Origin of the sequence: Caballeronia sp. LZ024 (assembly GCF_031451455.1) — a bacterium.
GTDB classification, from domain to species: Bacteria; Pseudomonadota; Gammaproteobacteria; order Burkholderiales; family Burkholderiaceae; genus Caballeronia; species Caballeronia telluris.
On record NZ_JARUXL010000003.1, the window covers coordinates 914,085 to 931,182 of the forward strand.

A 17,098-nucleotide genomic window follows, 5' to 3' on the forward strand; every position below is an offset into this window, starting at 1 on the left:
CCGCTCGAAGGCACGCCGGCGGCGCTACCGTCCACGCGACAATCACCCTAAGATGGGCGATTCTGTCGAGTGTGGATGGACAAATCGTATGGACCTGAACCTGATCGGGCTGTTCGTCGAGATCGTCGAATCGCGCAGCATGAGCGCCGCCGCCCGCAAGCTCGGCATGACGCGCTCGAACATCAGCCAGCGGCTGAAGCTGCTCGAACGCGAAACCGGCGCGCAACTGCTGCGCCGCTCGACCCGCAGTTTCGAACTTACGCAAGCCGGCCACACGCTCTACGACTGCGGCCAGCGCATGCGCGAGGATTTGAGCACCGCGCGCGCGTCGATCGACAGCCTCGGCCAGACGCTGCGCGGCCGCGTGCGCATCAGCGTTCCGACGGGCTTCGGGCGCATGTTCATCGGCGCGAAGCTGCTCGAATTCGCGCGCGCGCATCCGGGCATCACGCTCAGCGTGTCGTTCAACAACCGCATCGAGGACCTGATCGCCGCCGAGATCGACGTCGCCGTGCGCATCACCTCGACGCCGCCGCTCGATCACGTCGCGCGCAACATTTGCCCGATCGAGTGGAACCTGTACGCGTCGGCGGATTACGTGGCGCGGCACGGGCCGATCGAGCGTCCCGCCGATCTCGCGCGGCAGACGCTCGTCGCGTCGCCGTATCCGGGACTGCGCGCGGTGATCGAACTGATCCACCGGCAAAACGACGCCGACGTCCACGCGATCCCGATGCAACCCGCGCTGCAATCGCCGGACTTTCCGTTTCTCGCCGATGCCGTGTGTCAGGGCATGGGCGTCGGCATGTTGCCGGAGTACGTGCCGCACGCGCCGGGAAACCACGGGCTCGTACAGATCCTGCCCGAATACCGCGTGGCCGGGCAGCAGAACACGCTCTACATCGTGACGCTGCCGAACCGGTATCCGTCGCCGTCGACGCAGGCGTTGATCGACTATCTGCGCGACGAAATTCTGACGCTTGCGAAAACGTGGGAATGATTCTCCGAGCGCTTTGTCCATTTCTGATTAACAGTCCGTCAAGCTCGATTGCAATTGTCAATGGCGGCAGCGCAGCCCACAATGCATTTAAACAATCAGGAGACACAGCACGATGAACGCGCAACCCGCCGACGCTCCCGTCAAAACCGAATTACGCGACGGTGTGCTCGTCGTCACGGTCGACAATCCGCCCGTCAACGCGCTCGGCGTGGATGTCCGGCGCGGACTCTCTGCCGCCATCGAACGAGCCGATGAAGACAGCGGCGTTCAGGCGATCCTGATCGTCGGCGCGGGGCGCAACTTCATCGGCGGCGCGGACATCCGCGAATTCGGCAAGCTGCCGATGCCGCCCTCGCTGCCCGACGTCTGCAACCAAATCGAAGCGTGCGCGAAACCGGTCGTCGCCGCGATCCACGGCGCGGCGCTCGGCGGCGGCCTCGAAGTCGCGCTCGCGGCGCACTACCGGCTGGCCGTCGCGGGCGCGAAGCTCGGGCTGCCCGAAGTGACGCTCGGCCTGCTGCCGGGCGCGGGCGGCACGCAGCGCGCGCCGCGTCTGATCGGCGCCGCGGCCGCGCTCGACCTGATCCTGAGCGGGCGCCATGTCGGCGCTGAGGAAGCGCGGCAACTCGGCCTCGTGGACCGCGTCGGCGCATCGGGCGACGCGCTCGCCGACGGCCTCGCCTATGCGCACGAACTGCTCGCCGCGCGCGCGCCGGTGCGCCGCACGCGCGACGCCGCCGGCCTCGCGGACCGCCGTGCGAGCCGCGCGGCGATCGAAATCGCGCGAGAGCAGACCGCGAAGAAATCGCGCGGACTGTTCTCGCCGCTGAAGATCGTCGACGCGGTGCAGGCCGCGCTCGAACTTCCCTTCGACGACGGCCAGCGCCACGAGCGCCAGCTTTTCCTCCAATGCATCGACAGCCCGCAGCGCGCGGGCCTGATCCACGCGTTCTTCGCCGAGCGCGAAGTGCTGAAGGCGCCGGAGACGCGCACGGCGAAGCCGCGCGCCATCGAGAGCGTCGGTGTGATCGGCGGCGGCACGATGGGCGCGGGCATCGCGGTGGCCGCGCTCGACGCGGGCCTGCCGGTGACGATGATCGAACGCGACGACGCCTCGCTCGCGCGCGGCCGCGCACACGTCGAAAAGGTCTACGACGCACAGATCGCGAAGGGCCGCATGACGCCCGAAGCGAAAGCCGCCGTGATGAACCGATGGACCGGCAGCACGTCCTACGACGCGCTCGCTCACGTCGATGTCGCGATCGAAGCGGTTTTCGAAGACCTCGACGTGAAAAAAGCCGTGTTCGCGGAACTTGATCGCGTCTGCAAGCCGGGCGCGGTGCTCGCGACCAACACGTCGTATCTCGATATCGACGCAATCGCCGCCAGCGTCTCGCGTCCCGCCGACGTGATCGGCCTGCACTTCTTCTCGCCCGCGAACCTGATGAAGCTGCTCGAAGTGGTCGTGCCGGCGAAGGTCGGCGCGGATGTCGTCGCGACCGCGTTCGACTTCGCGAAGAAGCTGCGCAAGGTGCCGGTGCGCGCGGGCGTGTGCGACGGATTCATCGGCAATCGCGTGCTGGCGGTGTACCGCACGGCCGCCGATCAAATGATGGAAGACGGCGCGTCGCCGTATCGGATCGATCGCGCGGTGCGTGAATTCGGCTTCCCGATGGGGCCGTTCCAGGTGATCGATCTGGCGGGCGGCGACATCGGCTGGGCGGCGAGAAAGCGCCGCGCCGCCACCCGCGATCCGTCCGCGCGCTACGTGCAGATCGCCGACCGGCTCTGCGAGCGCGGCTGGTTCGGCCAAAAGACGGGGCGCGGCTTCTATCTGTATCCGGACGGCGCGCGAAGCGGCACGCCGGACCCGGAAGTCGAGGCGATCATCGAGGCGGAGCGCCAGCGCGCGGGCGTCGCGCCGCGTGAATTCACCGACGACGACATCATCCGCCGCTACATGGCCGCGATGATCAACGAGGGCGCGAACGTCGTGCACGAGGGCATCGCGCTGCGTCCGCTCGACGTGGACGTCGCGTTGCTCTACGGCTACGGCTTCCCGCGCCATCGCGGCGGCCCGATGAAATATGCCGATACGGTCGGCTTGCCGAAGGTGCTCGCCGATATCCGCGAGTTCGCGAAAGAAGACCCGCTGTTCTGGCAGCCTTCGCCGCTGCTCGTCGATCTTGTCGAGCGTGGCGCCGATTTTGCGAGCCTCAATCACGCTGCGTGATTAACCCGGGCGCACAGCCTGACTTCGGCGCGATGCATGATGCGTCGCGCGGGACCGCATCGCCTTTCACCGAAAGAAGCCCATCATGGACCTGAACTTCACCCCCGAAGAGGAAGCGTTTCGCGAGCAGGTCGTGCGCTTCCTGCAAGACAAGCTGCCGCCACGTCTCTCCGACAAAGTCCGCAACGGCCGGCGCCTCACGCGTGCAGACATGGCCGAATGGCACGCGATCCTGAACGAACAAGGCTGGCTCGCAAACCACTGGCCGCACGAATACGGCGGCCCGGGCTGGAACGCCGTGCAGAAGTTCATCTTCGAAAACGAATGCGCGCTCGCCGGCGCGCCGCGCATCGTGCCGTTCGGTGTGAACATGCTCGGGCCGGTGCTCATCAAGTATGGCAGCGAGGCGCAAAAGCGCCACTGGCTGCCGCGCATCCTCGACGGCTCCGACTGGTGGTGCCAGGGCTATTCGGAACCCGGCGCGGGCTCCGACCTCGCCGCCGTGCGCACGACCGCCGTGCGCGGCATCGACGAAAACGGCGAGCACTACATCGTCAACGGCCAGAAGACGTGGACGACGCTCGGCCAGCACGCGAACATGATCTTCTGCCTCGTGCGCACGGCGACCGACGTAAGGAAGCAGGAAGGCATCAGCTTCCTGCTCGTCGACATGAACGCGCCGGGCGTCGAAGTGCGCCCGATCGTCACGCTCGACGGCGAGCGCGAGATCAACGAAGTGTTCTTCACGGACGTGCGCGTGCCGGTTGCGAACCTCGTCGGCGAGGAGAACAAGGGCTGGACCTACGCCAAATATCTGCTGACCTACGAGCGCACGAATATCGCGGGCGTCGGCTTTTCGGTCGCGGCGCTGGAGCGTCTGCGAAAGGTCGCGGCAAAGCTCACGCGCAACGGCCGCCCGCTCGCCGACGATCCTTCGTTCGCCGCGCGCATGGCCCGCGTCGAAATCGATCTGGAAAACATGAAGACGACCAATCTGCGCGTGATCGCGGCGGTCGCGGGCGGCGGCGTGCCGGGCGCCGAAAGCTCGATGCTCAAGATTCGCGGCACCGAAATCCGCCAGGAGATTTCGTCGCTGATGCGCCGCGCGATGGGACCCTACGCGCGCCCGTTCATCGACGAAGCGCTCGACCACGGATACGACGAGCCGCCGGTCGGTCCGGAAGAAGCCGCGAGCGCCGCCGCGATGTATTTCAACAACCGCAAGCTGTCGATTTTCGGCGGCTCGAACGAAATCCAGAAAAACATCATCTCCAAGATGATCCTGGGACTGTAAGAGGACGCGCGCGATGGACTTCCAACATACCGAAGACCGCCGCATGCTGGCGGACACGCTGAATCGCTTCATCTCCGAGCAGTACGGGTTCGAGACGCGCGACGTCATCGCCCGCTCCGCCGAAGGCTTCAGCCGCGAGATGTGGGACCGTTTCGCGCAACTGGGGATCGTCGGCGCGCTGTTCGGCGAAGCCGACGGCGGATTCGGCGGCGAGGGCTTCGACATCGCCGTCGTGTTCGAAAGCCTCGGGCGCGGGCTCGTCGTGGAGCCGTTTCTCGGCGCGCTGGTCGTCGGGCGGATGGTCACGGAAACCGGCAGCGACGCGCAGAAAGCGCTCGTCGTGCGGTTGATCGAGGGCAGCGCCGTCGCGGCGCTCGCGCACGACGAACCCGGCTCGCACTACGAACTCGCCCGCGTTTCGACGCGCGCCACCCGCGCCGCCGACGGCCACTGGACGCTGAACGGCGCGAAGGGCGTCGTGCAGCAAGGCGAAGCCGCGGACGCGTTCCTCGTCTCGGCGCGCACGCGCGGCCCGGACGACGCCGAAGACGGCATCTCGCTCTTTCTCGTCCCGCGCGACGCGGCCGGCGTGAGCGTGCGCGGTTATCCCACGATCGAAGGCGGACGCGCCGCCGAAGTCTCGCTGAACGACGTGCGTCTCTCCGGCGACGCGCTGCTCGGCGCGCCGGACGCCGGTTTCGCGACGCTCGAACGCGGCATCGGCTTCGGCGTGCTCGCGCTCGCCGCCGAAGCGCTCGGCGCGATGGACGTCGCGAAGGACTTCACGCTCGACTACCTGCGCACGCGCAAGCAGTTCGGCGTCGCGATCGGCAGCTTTCAGGCGTTGCAGCATCGCATGGCCGATCTGCTGCTGGAAATCGAACAGGCGCGCTCGGCCGTCATCAACGCGGCGGCCGCGCTCCGCGCGCAACGCGTCGCACGCGAGCGGGCATTGTCGGCGGCGAAATACAGCGTCGGGCGGATTGGCGCGCGCGTCGCCGAGGAATGCATCCAGTTGCACGGCGGCATCGGCATGACGTGGGAACTGCCGCTCGCGCACTACGCCAAGCGCCTCGTGATGATCGACCACCAGTTCGGCGACGAAGATCATCATCTCGAACGCTATATCGCGCTCGGCAAAAGCTGAGTGACGCGACGCTACGCCAACCGGGATTTGTCCATGTCGAATCCGAATTCCTCGCTGCCGCTCGCGGGCGTGCGCGTGCTCGATCTTTCCCGCGTGCTTGCGGGACCGTGGTGCGGGATGGTGCTCGGCGACCTCGGCGCCGAAGTGATCAAGCTCGAACACCCCGAGCGCGGCGACGATACGCGCGACTGGGGCGTGCGCGTCGGCTCGACCGAGACCGCGTATTTCAACAGCGTGAACCGCAACAAGCGGTCGGTGAGCCTCGACTTGCAGACGCCCGCGGGCCAGCAGATCGCGCGCGATCTTGCGCGGCAATGCGATGTCGTCATCCAGAATTTCAAGTTCGGCGGCGCGGAGAAGCTCGGCCTCGGTTACGAACAACTGCGCCAGGAACGCGACGACCTGATCTACTGCTCGATTTCCGGCTATGACCGCAGCGGGCCGGAAGCCGCGCGTCCCGGTTACGACCTCGTCGTGCAGGGCGAAGCCGGCTTGATGGCGATGAACGGCGAAGCGCACCAGCCGCCGCTCAAGTTCGGCGTCGCGGCCGTCGATCTTTTCACCGGCATGTATTGCGCGCAGGCCGTGCTGGCGGCGCTCTTCGAGCGGCAGAAGACCGGGCGCGGACGCCACGTCGAGATGGCGCTCTTCGACTGCGGACTGATGATCACCGCGTACTACGGACTCGAAGCGCTGATCCTGGGCGGCGACCCGCCGCGCTACGGCAACGCGCATCCGTCGATCGTCCCCTACGGCGTGTTCGATGCCGCCGACGGTCCGCTCGTCGTCACGGTCGGCAACAACGCGCAGTTCGCGCGCTTTTGCCGCGACGTGATCGAGCGTCCCGACCTCGCCGACGACGAGCGTTTCCGCACGAACGTCGGCCGCGCGGCGAACCGGGACGTGCTCGCACCGGAAATCGATCGCGAGATCGCGCGGCGCGAGCGCGCGCTTTTGCTCGCGCGTCTGACGAAAGCCGGCATTCCGTGCGGCGAAGTGCTCGGCCTGCACGAGGCGCTCACCTCGAAGCGCGCCGCCGACGCCGGTATGGTCACGCGCCAGCCGCATCCGGAAGCGGGCAGCACGCCGGTGCTCGCGCCGCCTTATCGGTTCGACGGCGCGCGCCTGCCGGTGCGCCGCCCGCCGCCGACGCTCGGCGAAGGCACGACGGAGGTTTTGCAGTCGCTGCTCGGTTTGTCGGAGGAACGGATCGCGCGGCTTAAGAAAGACGGCGTCGTATAGCCGTCATATCGACGAAACATGCCTTTTCGCGTGGGCATCGAACTCGGACCGCAATATATTCGGCTATATTACGGTTCTCGATTTCAATGCCACTTTGAGGAGGTGTTCGTGAAGGCTCGATTTTTCCGCGCGTTGGTTGTCGCCGTGTCCGCCCTTGCGTCGAGCGCAGGCTTTGCCGGCGAGGTGCAGGTCGCCGTGGCGGCCAACTTCACGGCGCCCGTGCAGGCAATCGCAGCCGACTTCGAAAAGGACACCGGCAACAAGGTGGTCGCGTCGTTCGGCGCGACCGGCCAGTTCTACGCGCAGATCAAGAACGGCGCGCCCTTCGAAGTCTTCCTCGCCGCCGACGATTCCACGCCCGCCAAGCTCGAAACCGAAGGCATGACGGTGCCGGGCAGCCGCTTCACGTATGCGACGGGCGCGCTTGCGCTCTGGTCGGCGAAAGAAGGCTATGTCGATTCGAACGGCGACGTGCTGAAGAAAAACGAATTCACGCACCTCGCGATCGCGAACCCCAAAACCGCGCCCTACGGCCTCGCCGCGACGCAGGCGCTCGACAAGCTCGGACTCGCGCAGGCGGTGGCATCGAAGATCGTCGAAGGGCAGAACATCTCGCAGGCGCAGCAGTTCATCGCGACGGGCAACGCCGAACTCGGCTTCGTCGCGCTGTCGCAGATCTACAAGAACGGCAAGATCACGAGCGGATCGGCGTGGATCGTGCCGGCTTCGCTGCATGAGCCGATCAAGCAGGACGCCGTGATCCTGAACAAGGGGAAGGACAATCCGGTCGCGAAGCAATTCATCGACTATCTGAAGGGGCCGAAGGCCGCCGCCGTCATCAAGTCCTACGGCTACCAGCTGTAATCTCAGCACCATGCCGCTCACCGCTGCCGACTTCGAAGCGATCTGGCTCACGGTCCAGCTCGCCTCGCTCGCGACGCTGATGCTGCTGATCGTCGGCACGCCGCTCGCGTGGTGGCTCGCGCGCACGCGCTCTCGCCTCAAGGGCCCGGTCGGCGCGATCGTCGCGCTGCCGCTCGTGCTGCCGCCGACCGTCATCGGCTTCTATCTGCTCGTCGCGATGGGGCCGAACGGCCATGTCGGGCAATTGACGCAATCGCTCGGCTGGGGTCTTTTGCCGTTCACGTTCGCGGGGCTCGTCGTCGGCTCGGTGCTTTATTCGATGCCGTTCGTCGTGCAACCGTTGCAGAACGCGTTCGAAGCCATCGGCGAGCGTCCGCTCGAAGCCGCCGCGACGCTCCGCGCGAGCCCTTGGGACTGCTTCTTCTCGGTGGTGCTGCCGCTCGCGCGCCCGGGCATCGTGACGGCGACGATTCTCGGTTTCGCGCACACGGTCGGCGAGTTCGGCGTCGTGCTGATGATCGGCGGCAATATTCCGGGACGCACGCGCGTGGTGTCGGTGCAGATTTTCGATCACGTCGAGGCGCTCGAATACGCGCAGGCGCACTGGCTCGCGGGCGGCATGGTCGTGTTCTCGTTTCTCGTGCTTCTCGCGCTTTATTCGACCCGGCGCACGCCTTCCGCTTATGTCTGACGCTTCTCTCTTCACGCGAACCAGCGCCGCCGCCCGCGCCCGTGATGCCGCCGAACCCGGCATCGAGGCGCGCTTTCTGGTCGAACAGGGCGGCTTCACGCTCGACGTCGACCTGCGTCTGCCCGGACGCGGCGTCACGGCGCTCTTCGGCCATTCGGGCTCCGGGAAGACGACGGTGCTGCGCTGCCTCGCCGGCCTGACGCGGCCGGCGCGCGGACGTCTGTGCGTCAACGGCGAAACGTGGCTCGACACCGCGAAAGGCATCGTCCTGCCGACGCACAAGCGTCCGCTCGGCTACGTCTTCCAGGAGGCGAGCCTGTTCCCGCACCTGACCGTCGAGCGCAATCTGCGCTACGGCATGAGCCGCGTGCCCGCGACGGCGCGCCGCGTCGACCTCGCGCAGGCCGCCGAGTTGCTCGGGATCGGCCATCTGCTCGATCGCATGCCGGCGGGTCTGTCGGGCGGCGAGAAGCAGCGCGTCGGGATCGCGCGTGCGCTGCTCACGAGTCCGCGTCTCTTGTTGCTCGACGAGCCGCTCGCGTCGCTCGACCAGAAGCGCAAGCTCGAAATCCTGCCGTATCTCGAACGGCTGCACGACGAGCTCGACACCCCGATCCTCTACGTCAGCCACGCGCCCGAGGAAGTGGCGCGGCTCGCCGACCATCTCGTGCTGCTGGAGAACGGCCGCGCGCTCGCGAGCGGCCCGATCGCGGAAACGCTCGCGCGCCTCGACCTGCCGATCACGATGGCCGACGACGCGTCGGTCGTGATCGAAGGCGTAGTCGGCGCTCACGATGCAACCTACGGGCTCCTGACGCTCGATTTGCCGGGCGCGGGCGCGTCGCTGCGGGTCGTGCATGCGGCGTTGCCGGCGGGCCGGCCGATGCGCATCGTCGTCCGGGCGCGCGACGTGAGCCTCGCGTCGAGCGCGGCGAGCGACACGAGCGTGCTCAACGTGCTGCCTGCGACCGTCGTCGCGATGGAAGCGGCCGCGGACCCCGCGCAGATGACGGTGCGGCTCGACATCGACGGCACGCCGCTCCTCTCGCGCATCACGCGCTATTCGTCGGATCACCTCGGTTTGCACGTCGGCGCGCGGGTGTGGGCGCAGGTCAAGGCGGTGTCGCTGCTGGCCTGATTCGCGTGCGGACAATCGCGCTTCACCATCCTTGCAATTCCTCTCCCGCGTAACGCGCCGAAAAAATCGCGCGGGCGCCTGTCATTGAATTTCAGGCGCAATCGGCATAGCGTTGCAGCATGCGGTGCTCGCCGCTGGCCGTTCTCCCGTAAGTGCATAAATGCTCCACTTCGAGGCTGACGGCGCAACACGCCGAACGAGGAGATCGCCGTGCCATCCCTGAGAATTTTCGCCGCGCTGCCGGTTCTGGCCGTCGCGTTCGCCTGCGGATCGGCGAATGCGGGCGGACATGTCGGCGTATTCATCGGCGGGCCGCTTTTCTATCCGGTCGCGCCCGTTCCGTACTATTACTATCCGCCGCCGCCCGTCGTCGCGGTGCCGGCCGCGCCGCAAGCCTATGTCGAACAGGGGCAGCCGGTCGCGGGTTCCGCGCAGTCGAGCGGGTCCTGGTACTACTGCGACGCATCCCGCGCCTATTACCCCTACGTAAAACAGTGCCCCGGCGGATGGCGCGAAGTCGCGCCGCAACCCGCCCCTTCCAATTGACGCATCGCGTGCATCGCCCCGGCAACATGAACCGTTCAACCATCGCACTACTCGCCACGCTGACGTGCGTCAGCGCGTGCACTGTCCTGCCGACGACGCCAAGCGTCATGGCGCTCCCCGGCACCGGCAAGACCTTCGACCAGTTCCGCGCCGACGACGGCGCGTGCCGCCAGTTCGCGTACATGCAGGTGGGCGGCGTAACCGCCGACCAGGCGGCGACGACTAGCGCCGTCGGCAGCGCGGCGGTCGGCACTGCGCTCGGCGCGGCGGCCGGGGCGGCGTTCAATGGCGGCGCGGGCGCGGCGGTCGGCGCGGGGGCGGGTTTGCTCGCGGGGAGCCTCGTCGGTTTCGGCAACGCTCAGGGCGCGGGATACGAAGTGCAGCGGCGCTACGACTACGCGTACCTGCAATGCATGTATGCAGCCGGAGACCGTGTGCCGGTCAGCGGGCGGTTGATCTCGACGCCGGGCGCCCGTGCGTATGCGCCGCCTCCGCCGCCACCGCCGCCGGGAATGCCGCCGCCTCCGCCGCCTTCGAGCTGACGGGCGCGTTCGGCGTCGGCGCTCGGTTTCCGATCGCGCGCGATCGCGTGCGCGCGGCGGTTCGCCCGCCTCAGCGCCTGCCGCGCCACGCGTCGTTCGACGCCCGCGTCCTCGGGGCGCCCACGAAATCCGGCGCGACTACAAGCCCGACCACCCAGCCCAGATAGAACCGGAAGTCGATCCAGTACTCGCTCAGGTCGTAGATTTCGAAGCGCTGTATGTGCGCGAGCGACAGTCCCGCCTGCACCACCCCCGTCACGACGAGCCACGCGATCGCCGTCACCGCCGTCACGCGCGCGCAGCGCCGGAACGTGTGGTGATCCCAGCTCCCGCGCACCGCGAACATGCCCGCGACGAGAATGAGGATGCCCGGCAACGCGCTCGTCACGATGACGAGCATCCCCCACTCGAACACGATGCCGGACACCACGGCCACCAGCGCCGCCACGAGCGCGACGCTCCACGCGATCCACGGCCGCGCGCGCGCCGAGAGCCACGCGACCGTGATCGCGAAGGGCGTCGCGGCCCATTCGAGCGCTTGCGAGATCGCGTTCGTCAGGTTCACCGCGGCCTGCTCGTTGGTATGGTTCGCCGCGATCGAAACGGTGATCGCCTCGTGCACGCAGACGGCCGCCACCGCGAAGCCGATCGCCGTGCAGGCGGCGAACGCCGGGCTCTTGCTCGCGTGCGCGGGCGTGAGGCTCAGGGTGCGCAGCCGCTCGATCAGCGGTTCGACGAAAAACGCGAGAATCAGGCCGATGAGGAGCGCCGCGGCGGCATCGCGCAGCGTGAAGTGGCCGAAGACCGACAACATTCCCTGCCAGATGAACTCCGGCGCGGCCGAGCAGACCGCAACCCAGAGCGCGAAGAAGAACCCGTTCGATACTCGGCTGAGCGACAAGGCGGATCTCCAGGCAGGTGAACAAGCCGTTAGCGCATCAAGACGTCATCAAGTCGATGGAACCCGCGGCGGCGACGCGGCGACCACCGCCGCTTCGAGCGCACGGGCCACGCGCGCGCGAAGGTCCGCATCGTCGGAAGTGCCTTGGCGCCCGAGCGCGTCCGCGACGCTCACCACCTTGTCGGCTTCGTAGTGCCGGCCGCTGCCGATCAGCGATTCGAAGTCGTTGGCGCGCCGGTTGATTTCGAGCGGATCGGCATCGACAAGCAATACGGCGTGAGCCAGCACCGCGTAAAGCGGCTCGTCGCGCGTGCCCGCGGCCTGCGGCACGCGCCGCCAGTATTGCGCAGTGCCGGCGATCTTGCGCGCATCGCCGGCGGGCCCCCATGCGAGGTTGAAGCGGCCGTCGCAAAAGGAGCCTTCCACTTCCCGCCAGTTCGTCTCGATGCCGAGCCCGTGCAGCGCGCCGGCCAGAATCGCGCAGAGATGCAGGTAGACGGCGTCGGCCATCGTGCCGATCGTGCCCGCGAGCGGATACGCGAGGCTCAGGTTCAGGATGCCCGGCCCCTGCGGCACCAGTCCGCCGCCCGACAGGCGCAGCCATACCGGACAGCCACGCTGCGCGAAGGCGTCGCGGGCCGCGTCGAGCGTGGCGTAGCGCTGATAGCTGCGCGGCACGACGAGCGAAACCGGCGCCTCCCACAGATGCGCCACCGCGCGTCCCGCAGCCGCATGCGCAAGCAGCGCTTCTTCGGCGTCGAGCGGATTGCCGGAAGTGGCGGCGGGTTTGACGATTTCGAAGGGCATCGGTCGGACGAAAAGCGCGGCGAATGAACGAGATGCGAAATGGCGAAGGGGCGAGCGGCCTGGGCCGCTCGCCCGATACATCGAACATGGTAACGAAGAACCGCGCGATGCGGCCGTGGTCTTTGCGCGCCGGCGCACGACGGCCGGCCAAAGAAAAGCGACGGACACGGCGGCGTGCCGTGTCCGTCCGTTCAGCGCGATCAGCCCGCCAGATGCTGTTTCAGCAGCGCATTGACGTCGTTGGCTTTTTCCATCTGGCTCATGTGACCGGCGTCGTCGAAGACCTTGACGGTCGCGCCCGCCGGCGCGTTCCCGGCGTGCGCGGCGGGAATGATCCGGTCCTGCCCGCCCCACACGACGAGCACCCGCTTGCCCGTTGCCGCGAGCTTCGCGCCGGGCTGCTCGCCCTGCCTGCCGTTCGCGAAAAGACTGGCGCCGAGCGCCCCCAGCGCTTCGCTGACGCCGTCGAGCCGCTTGTACTTCAGCAGGTCGTCGAGCATCTGGCGGCTGACGAGCCCCGGATCGGCGAAGAGCAGTTCGACCACCGGTTTCAGGTCGCGCCGTGACTGCGCGCTGACGAAGCCCTCGGTATAGGCGTTGTTGACCTCCTCGCCCAGCCCCGCGGGCGAGATCAGCGCGACGGACAGCACGCGCGCGGGCGCGTCGACGGCCATCTGCGCGGCGACCCCGCCGCCCATCGAATGGCCGACGAGATGCGCCGTTTCGATGTCGAGCGTGTCCATGAAGCGCAACACGAACTGCGCGAGGTCTTCGAGCGTCGTGCCGGGCAGTTTGGGCGTCGACTGGCCGTGCGCGGGCAGATCGAGCGCGACGACCTTGTTCTTCTCGGCGATGGCGTCGAGATTGAACAGCCAGTTGTCGAGATCGCCACCGAAACCGTGGATGAAGAGCACGGTTTTGTCGCCCTCGCCGCGGCTCGCGTATCGCACGCGGATGCCATCGACTTCGACGAAGTGATACGCGGCGGCGGCTTCGTCGTCGGCGCCTTCTTCGTCGACGGGCGTCACGTAGCCCGCCACGTAGGCGTCGATGTCGGCGTCGCTCACTTCGGCGGGCGCGAGCACGCCGAGCAGCGCCTTCACCGGCAGCACTTCGCCCGCCTGCGCGACCTTGCGGCGCAACGTGCCCGCGTCGGGCGCCTCGACCGCGTTGGCGATCTTGTCGGTTTCCACGTCGAGAATCGGCAGGCCGACGCTGATCTGCGCCCCTTCGTCGACGAGCCACGCGTTCACCGTGCCTTCCTTCATCGAAAGGCCCCACTTCGGCATGACGATCGGAGTGATCTCGGCCATCAGTGTTTGCCTCCCTTCATCGTCTTGCGCGCGGCGTCCGCGATGTGCGCGGCGCTCGGGATGTACAGGTCTTCGAGCGTCGGCGAGAACGGCACCGGCGTATGCGGCGGCGCGACCATTTCGATGGCCGCCTTCAGCGCGCCGAACGCCTGCTGCGCGACCTGCGCCGAAATGTCGGTGGCGATATTGCAGCGCGGACTCGCTTCATCGACGACGACGAGCCGTCCCGTGTTCTCGACCGATTCCAGCACGGTGTCCATGTCGAGCGGCGAAAGCGTGCGCAAGTCCACGATTTCCGCTTCGATGCCTTCCTTCGCGAGCATCGCCGCCGCTTCGAGCGCGCGATGCACCATGAGGCCGTAAGTGACGATCGACACATCTTTGCCGTCGCGCACGATGTTCGCTTCGCCGAACGGAATCGCGTAGGAGCTTTCGGGCACTTCGCCTTCGAAACCGTACAGGTTCTTGTGCTCGCAGAAGATCACCGGATCGTTGTCGCGGATCGCCTGAATCAGGAGGCCTTTGGTGTCGTAAGGCGTGGAAGGACAGACGACCTTCAGCCCCGGAATGTGCGTGAAGAGCGGCGTGAGCATCTGGCTGTGCTGCGCGGCCGCGCGAAAGCCGGCGCCCACCATCGCGCGGATCACGACGGGCGTTTCGGCCTTGCCGCCGAACATGTAGCGGAACTTGGCGGCCTGATTGAAGATCTGGTCGAAGCAGACGCCCATGAAGTCGATGAACATCAGTTCCGCCACCGGCCGCATGCCGCACGCAGCCGCGCCGATCGCCGCGCCCACGTAGGCGGATTCGGAGAGCGGCGTGTCGAGCAGGCGGTCGCCGTGCTTGGCGTACAGTCCTTTCGTCACGCCGAGCACGCCGCCCCATGCGTCCTTTTCGCCGTCGGCGCCTGCTCCGCCGACGATATCCTCGCCGAGCACGATCACGCTCGGGTCGCGGGTCATTTCCTGATCGAGTGCTTCGTTGATCGCCATCTTCATGCTCAGTTTGCGGGCCATGATGGTTTCCTCTTTGCCGTGGGTTCAGTAGCTGACGTACACGTCGGTGAGCAGATCGGCGGCGCTCGGCTGCGGCGCATCCTTCGCTTCCTGCACCGCGCGCTCGATCAGCACGGCGACGTCACGGTCGATCGCATCGAGTTCCGCGCGCGTGATCACTTCCGCCTGCGTGACCGTGTGCGCGAACTTCTTCAGGCAATCCTTGTTCGAGCGGATATCGTCGAGTTCGCCGGGCGCGCGATAGGTCTGCGCGTCGCCTTCGAAGTGGCCGTAGAAGCGGATCATCTTGCATTCGAGCAGCGCCGGTCCGCCGCCTTCGCGCGCGCGCCGGATCACTTCGCCCGCTGCTTCGTGGACGGCGAAGAAGTCGGTGCCGTCGACCGTCACGCCGGGAATGCCGAAGCCCGCCGCGCGATCGACGTAGCTGTCCACCGCCGTGCCGTACTCGCGCGACGTCGATTCCGCGTAGCCGTTGTTCTCGATGACGAAGATCACCGGCAGGTTCCATACGGCCGCCAGGTTCAGGCTTTCGAGGAACGTGCCCTGGTTCGACGCGCCGTCGCCCGCGAACGTGATGCCGACTTCGCCCTTGCCGCGAAACTTGGCTGCGAGCGCCGCGCCGCAGATGAGCGGCGCACCCGCGCCGAGGATGCCGTTCGCGCCCATCATTCCCTTCGACAAGTCCGCGATGTGCATCGACCCGCCCTTGCCGTTGCACGAGCCGCCCTTCTTGCCGTAGATCTCCTTCATCATCGCGACGGGATCGACGCCCTTCGCGATGCAGTGGCCGTGTCCGCGATGCGTGCTCGCGATGCGGTCGCCGTCGTTCAGGTGATGCATGATGCCGACGCCGGCCGCTTCCTCGCCGGCATAGAGATGGACGAAACCGGGGATGTCGCCGCGACCGAAGTCCACGTGCAGGCGCTCCTCGAAATCGCGGATCGTGCGCATCTTCCGATAGACGCTCAGCAGCTCCTCCTTGCCGAGCGGCAGCGCGCCTGCGTCCTGCTGCGTTGAACCGACTGTCATGTCTGTCTCCTTCGTTGGAAGTGGTGGGGCACAAAAACGGTTACGACTGAACGCGCGCGAGCTGGCGCATCAGTCCGGCGCGCGCGGCATACCGCATGCACGCAGCGACGTCGATGCTCGCGAACGCGCCTTCGCGCAGCGTGACGGTGACTTCGTCGCTCGCGGAGAAGGCCAGCTCGCGTTCGCCGTCGAGCGCGACGATGCCGGAGCGCTGGCGCACGCGTTGCGCGACGCCATCGCGAAGACGCTGCCAGCTCGCGATCGGCACGGCGCACATCAGGCCGGGCGCGATCGGCGCGCAGAGATCGAATTCGCCTTCACCCGGCGCGGCGAGTTCGACGGCGAGGCCGCCCGGATCGTGGCGTCCGACGGGTTCGAGGAGTCCGGCGATCGCGGAGAGCCCGATCGCCTGCGGATCGGCGTAGGACACGTAGACGGCGGCGAGCGTGTCGATCTTCCACAACGCGCGGGCGCCGATGAAATGCTCGTGCGAGATGACGGCATCGACGAGCGCGATGTCGCGGCGCACGTTGCCGTGCGCGTCGCGGATTTCGATGTCGAGCCGCTTGTTGTGGACGAGCGCGTCGGTCGACGGGATGCGGCCCGCGGCATAGAGACCGGCGGCGAGTCCGGCAATGGTCGGCTCACGCATTTCGGGGAAGGCGTTGTTCGTGCCGGTCGAGAGGCCCGCGACCGGCACCGCGCCGCACTCGCGCACGACCGCGCGATGCGTGCCGTCGCCGCCGAGCACGACGATGGCCGCGACGCCCGCCTCGCGCATCAGTTGCGCGGCGCGGAAGGTATCGTCGACGCGGGCGGTCACGGGCATGTCGAGCCAGTCGACGGCGGCGAGCGCGGCGTCCGGACCCTGACGTCGCGACAGATGGCGTTCGAGCATGACCTTGAGGCCTTCGCGGTCGGGCATCATCATGACGCGCTCGATGCCGCACGCCGCCAGCGCGCTCAGGAGCCGCAGGACGATGTTGACGCGGTCGGCGAGTTGCAGGCTGCTCGCGTTCGCGATCACGCGACGAATGTCGCGCGCGGAAATCGGATTCGCGATGATGCCGACGAGCGGCGGCCGTAGCGGCGCGGGGTTGCGCATGCGTGTCTCCTGTCGACCAGAGTTGGCGCTGTCGATCAAAGTTGGCGCTGTCGATCAGAGTTGGCGCTGTCGATCAGAGTTGGCGCTTTAGCGCCTACTCTGATCCCATGCGCCTACTCTGATCCCATGCGCCTACTCTGATCCCATGCGCCTACTCTGGTCCCATGCAACTGGTTGCGGTTTTGTTTGCGGCTTTACAAGGCAAGGGGTATGCCAATCGCTTATCGGCG

16 protein-coding genes are annotated in these 17,098 nt (G+C 67.3%); 10 read left to right on the forward strand and 6 right to left on the reverse strand.

Going from position 1 to position 17,098, the window contains the following annotated elements; all coding sequences use genetic code 11:
* Positions 1-88: 88 nt before the first annotated feature.
* From QCE48_RS21670 to QCE48_RS21715, 10 genes are all read left to right on the forward strand, one after another.
* The gene (locus QCE48_RS21670) at positions 89-1,000 is read left to right on the forward strand and encodes a LysR family transcriptional regulator (protein ID WP_309784021.1); all 912 of its coding nucleotides are present in this window, start codon (positions 89-91) and stop codon (positions 998-1,000) included.
* A gap of 112 nt (positions 1,001-1,112) precedes the next feature.
* Complete coding sequence (locus QCE48_RS21675; protein WP_309784022.1) at positions 1,113-3,233, forward strand: 3-hydroxyacyl-CoA dehydrogenase NAD-binding domain-containing protein; 2,121 nt, start codon at positions 1,113-1,115, stop codon at positions 3,231-3,233.
* An 85-nt stretch (positions 3,234-3,318) separates the two neighbouring features.
* Complete coding sequence (locus tag QCE48_RS21680; protein ID WP_309784023.1) at positions 3,319-4,527, forward strand: acyl-CoA dehydrogenase family protein; 1,209 nt, start codon at positions 3,319-3,321, stop codon at positions 4,525-4,527.
* 13 nt (positions 4,528-4,540) lie between these two features.
* Positions 4,541-5,674: an acyl-CoA dehydrogenase gene (locus QCE48_RS21685; RefSeq protein WP_309784024.1), complete on the forward strand. Its 1,134-nt coding sequence runs from the start codon at positions 4,541-4,543 to the stop codon at positions 5,672-5,674.
* Positions 5,675-5,707: 33 nt separating this feature from the next.
* A complete protein-coding gene (locus QCE48_RS21690) occupies positions 5,708-6,916 on the forward strand; it encodes a CaiB/BaiF CoA-transferase family protein (RefSeq protein ID WP_309784025.1) in 1,209 nt (402 codons plus the stop codon).
* A 132-nt stretch (positions 6,917-7,048) separates the two neighbouring features.
* Entirely contained in the window at positions 7,049-7,780 is a 732-nt protein-coding gene (modA, locus tag QCE48_RS21695) for a molybdate ABC transporter substrate-binding protein (RefSeq protein WP_309785043.1), read from the forward strand.
* A gap of 10 nt (positions 7,781-7,790) precedes the next feature.
* Positions 7,791-8,471: a molybdate ABC transporter permease subunit gene (gene modB / locus QCE48_RS21700; protein ID WP_309784026.1), complete on the forward strand. Its 681-nt coding sequence runs from the start codon at positions 7,791-7,793 to the stop codon at positions 8,469-8,471.
* Positions 8,464-9,609 (forward strand): molybdenum ABC transporter ATP-binding protein, encoded by a 1,146-nt coding sequence (modC, locus tag QCE48_RS21705; RefSeq protein ID WP_309784027.1) that lies wholly within the window; start codon positions 8,464-8,466, stop codon positions 9,607-9,609. The genes modB and modC overlap by 8 nt, the downstream gene beginning before the upstream one ends.
* A 210-nt stretch (positions 9,610-9,819) precedes the next feature.
* Entirely contained in the window at positions 9,820-10,155 is a 336-nt protein-coding gene (locus QCE48_RS21710; protein ID WP_404982387.1) for a hypothetical protein, read from the forward strand.
* 26 nt (positions 10,156-10,181) lie between these two features.
* The gene (locus QCE48_RS21715; protein ID WP_309784028.1) at positions 10,182-10,697 is read left to right on the forward strand and encodes a hypothetical protein; all 516 of its coding nucleotides are present in this window, start codon (positions 10,182-10,184) and stop codon (positions 10,695-10,697) included.
* A 70-nt stretch (positions 10,698-10,767) separates the two neighbouring features.
* Here QCE48_RS21715 and QCE48_RS21720 read toward each other — a convergent pair whose 3' ends face one another.
* The 6 genes from QCE48_RS21720 to QCE48_RS21745 form a co-directional block, all read right to left on the reverse strand.
* Positions 10,768-11,598, reverse strand: coding sequence for a hypothetical protein (locus QCE48_RS21720; protein ID WP_309784029.1), 831 nt, complete (start codon positions 11,596-11,598; stop codon positions 10,768-10,770).
* 48 nt (positions 11,599-11,646) lie between these two features.
* Positions 11,647-12,405, reverse strand: a complete 759-nt coding sequence (locus QCE48_RS21725) for a lipoyl protein ligase domain-containing protein (protein WP_309784030.1) — start codon at positions 12,403-12,405, stop codon at positions 11,647-11,649.
* A gap of 200 nt (positions 12,406-12,605) precedes the next feature.
* Positions 12,606-13,718: an acetoin dehydrogenase dihydrolipoyllysine-residue acetyltransferase subunit gene (locus QCE48_RS21730; protein ID WP_309784031.1), complete on the reverse strand. Its 1,113-nt coding sequence runs from the start codon at positions 13,716-13,718 to the stop codon at positions 12,606-12,608.
* Positions 13,718-14,734 carry an alpha-ketoacid dehydrogenase subunit beta gene (locus QCE48_RS21735; RefSeq protein WP_309784032.1) on the reverse strand — a complete coding sequence of 339 codons (1,017 nt, stop codon included), beginning with the start codon at positions 14,732-14,734 and terminating at the stop codon, positions 13,718-13,720. Before QCE48_RS21735 ends, QCE48_RS21730 begins: the two co-directional genes overlap by 1 nt.
* 24 nt (positions 14,735-14,758) lie before the next feature.
* The gene (locus QCE48_RS21740; protein ID WP_309784033.1) at positions 14,759-15,763 is read right to left on the reverse strand and encodes a thiamine pyrophosphate-dependent dehydrogenase E1 component subunit alpha; all 1,005 of its coding nucleotides are present in this window, start codon (positions 15,761-15,763) and stop codon (positions 14,759-14,761) included.
* 40 nt (positions 15,764-15,803) lie between these two features.
* A complete protein-coding gene (locus QCE48_RS21745) occupies positions 15,804-16,868 on the reverse strand; it encodes an NAD(+)/NADH kinase (protein ID WP_309784034.1) in 1,065 nt (354 codons plus the stop codon).
* Positions 16,869-17,098: the final 230 nt, after the last annotated feature.

What these genes read in the sequence shown, in the direction of transcription:
- QCE48_RS21740 (WP_309784033.1), bottom strand. Translation starts at nt 15,763, where the DNA reads ATGACAGTCGGTTCAACGCAGCAGGACGCAGGCGCGCTGCCGCTCGGC.
- QCE48_RS21745 (WP_309784034.1), bottom strand. Translation starts at nt 16,868, where the DNA reads ATGCGCAACCCCGCGCCGCTACGGCCGCCGCTCGTCGGCATCATCGCG.
- QCE48_RS21675 (WP_309784022.1), top strand. Translation starts at nt 1,113, where the DNA reads ATGAACGCGCAACCCGCCGACGCTCCCGTCAAAACCGAATTACGCGAC.
- modB (WP_309784026.1), top strand. Translation starts at nt 7,791, where the DNA reads ATGCCGCTCACCGCTGCCGACTTCGAAGCGATCTGGCTCACGGTCCAG.
- modC (WP_309784027.1), top strand. Translation starts at nt 8,464, where the DNA reads ATGTCTGACGCTTCTCTCTTCACGCGAACCAGCGCCGCCGCCCGCGCC.
- QCE48_RS21685 (WP_309784024.1), top strand. Translation starts at nt 4,541, where the DNA reads ATGGACTTCCAACATACCGAAGACCGCCGCATGCTGGCGGACACGCTG.
- QCE48_RS21715 (WP_309784028.1), top strand. Translation starts at nt 10,182, where the DNA reads ATGAACCGTTCAACCATCGCACTACTCGCCACGCTGACGTGCGTCAGC.
- QCE48_RS21690 (WP_309784025.1), top strand. Translation starts at nt 5,708, where the DNA reads ATGTCGAATCCGAATTCCTCGCTGCCGCTCGCGGGCGTGCGCGTGCTC.
- QCE48_RS21670 (WP_309784021.1), top strand. Translation starts at nt 89, where the DNA reads ATGGACCTGAACCTGATCGGGCTGTTCGTCGAGATCGTCGAATCGCGC.
- QCE48_RS21730 (WP_309784031.1), bottom strand. Translation starts at nt 13,718, where the DNA reads ATGGCCGAGATCACTCCGATCGTCATGCCGAAGTGGGGCCTTTCGATG.
- QCE48_RS21725 (WP_309784030.1), bottom strand. Translation starts at nt 12,405, where the DNA reads ATGCCCTTCGAAATCGTCAAACCCGCCGCCACTTCCGGCAATCCGCTC.
- QCE48_RS21735 (WP_309784032.1), bottom strand. Translation starts at nt 14,734, where the DNA reads ATGGCCCGCAAACTGAGCATGAAGATGGCGATCAACGAAGCACTCGAT.
- QCE48_RS21680 (WP_309784023.1), top strand. Translation starts at nt 3,319, where the DNA reads ATGGACCTGAACTTCACCCCCGAAGAGGAAGCGTTTCGCGAGCAGGTC.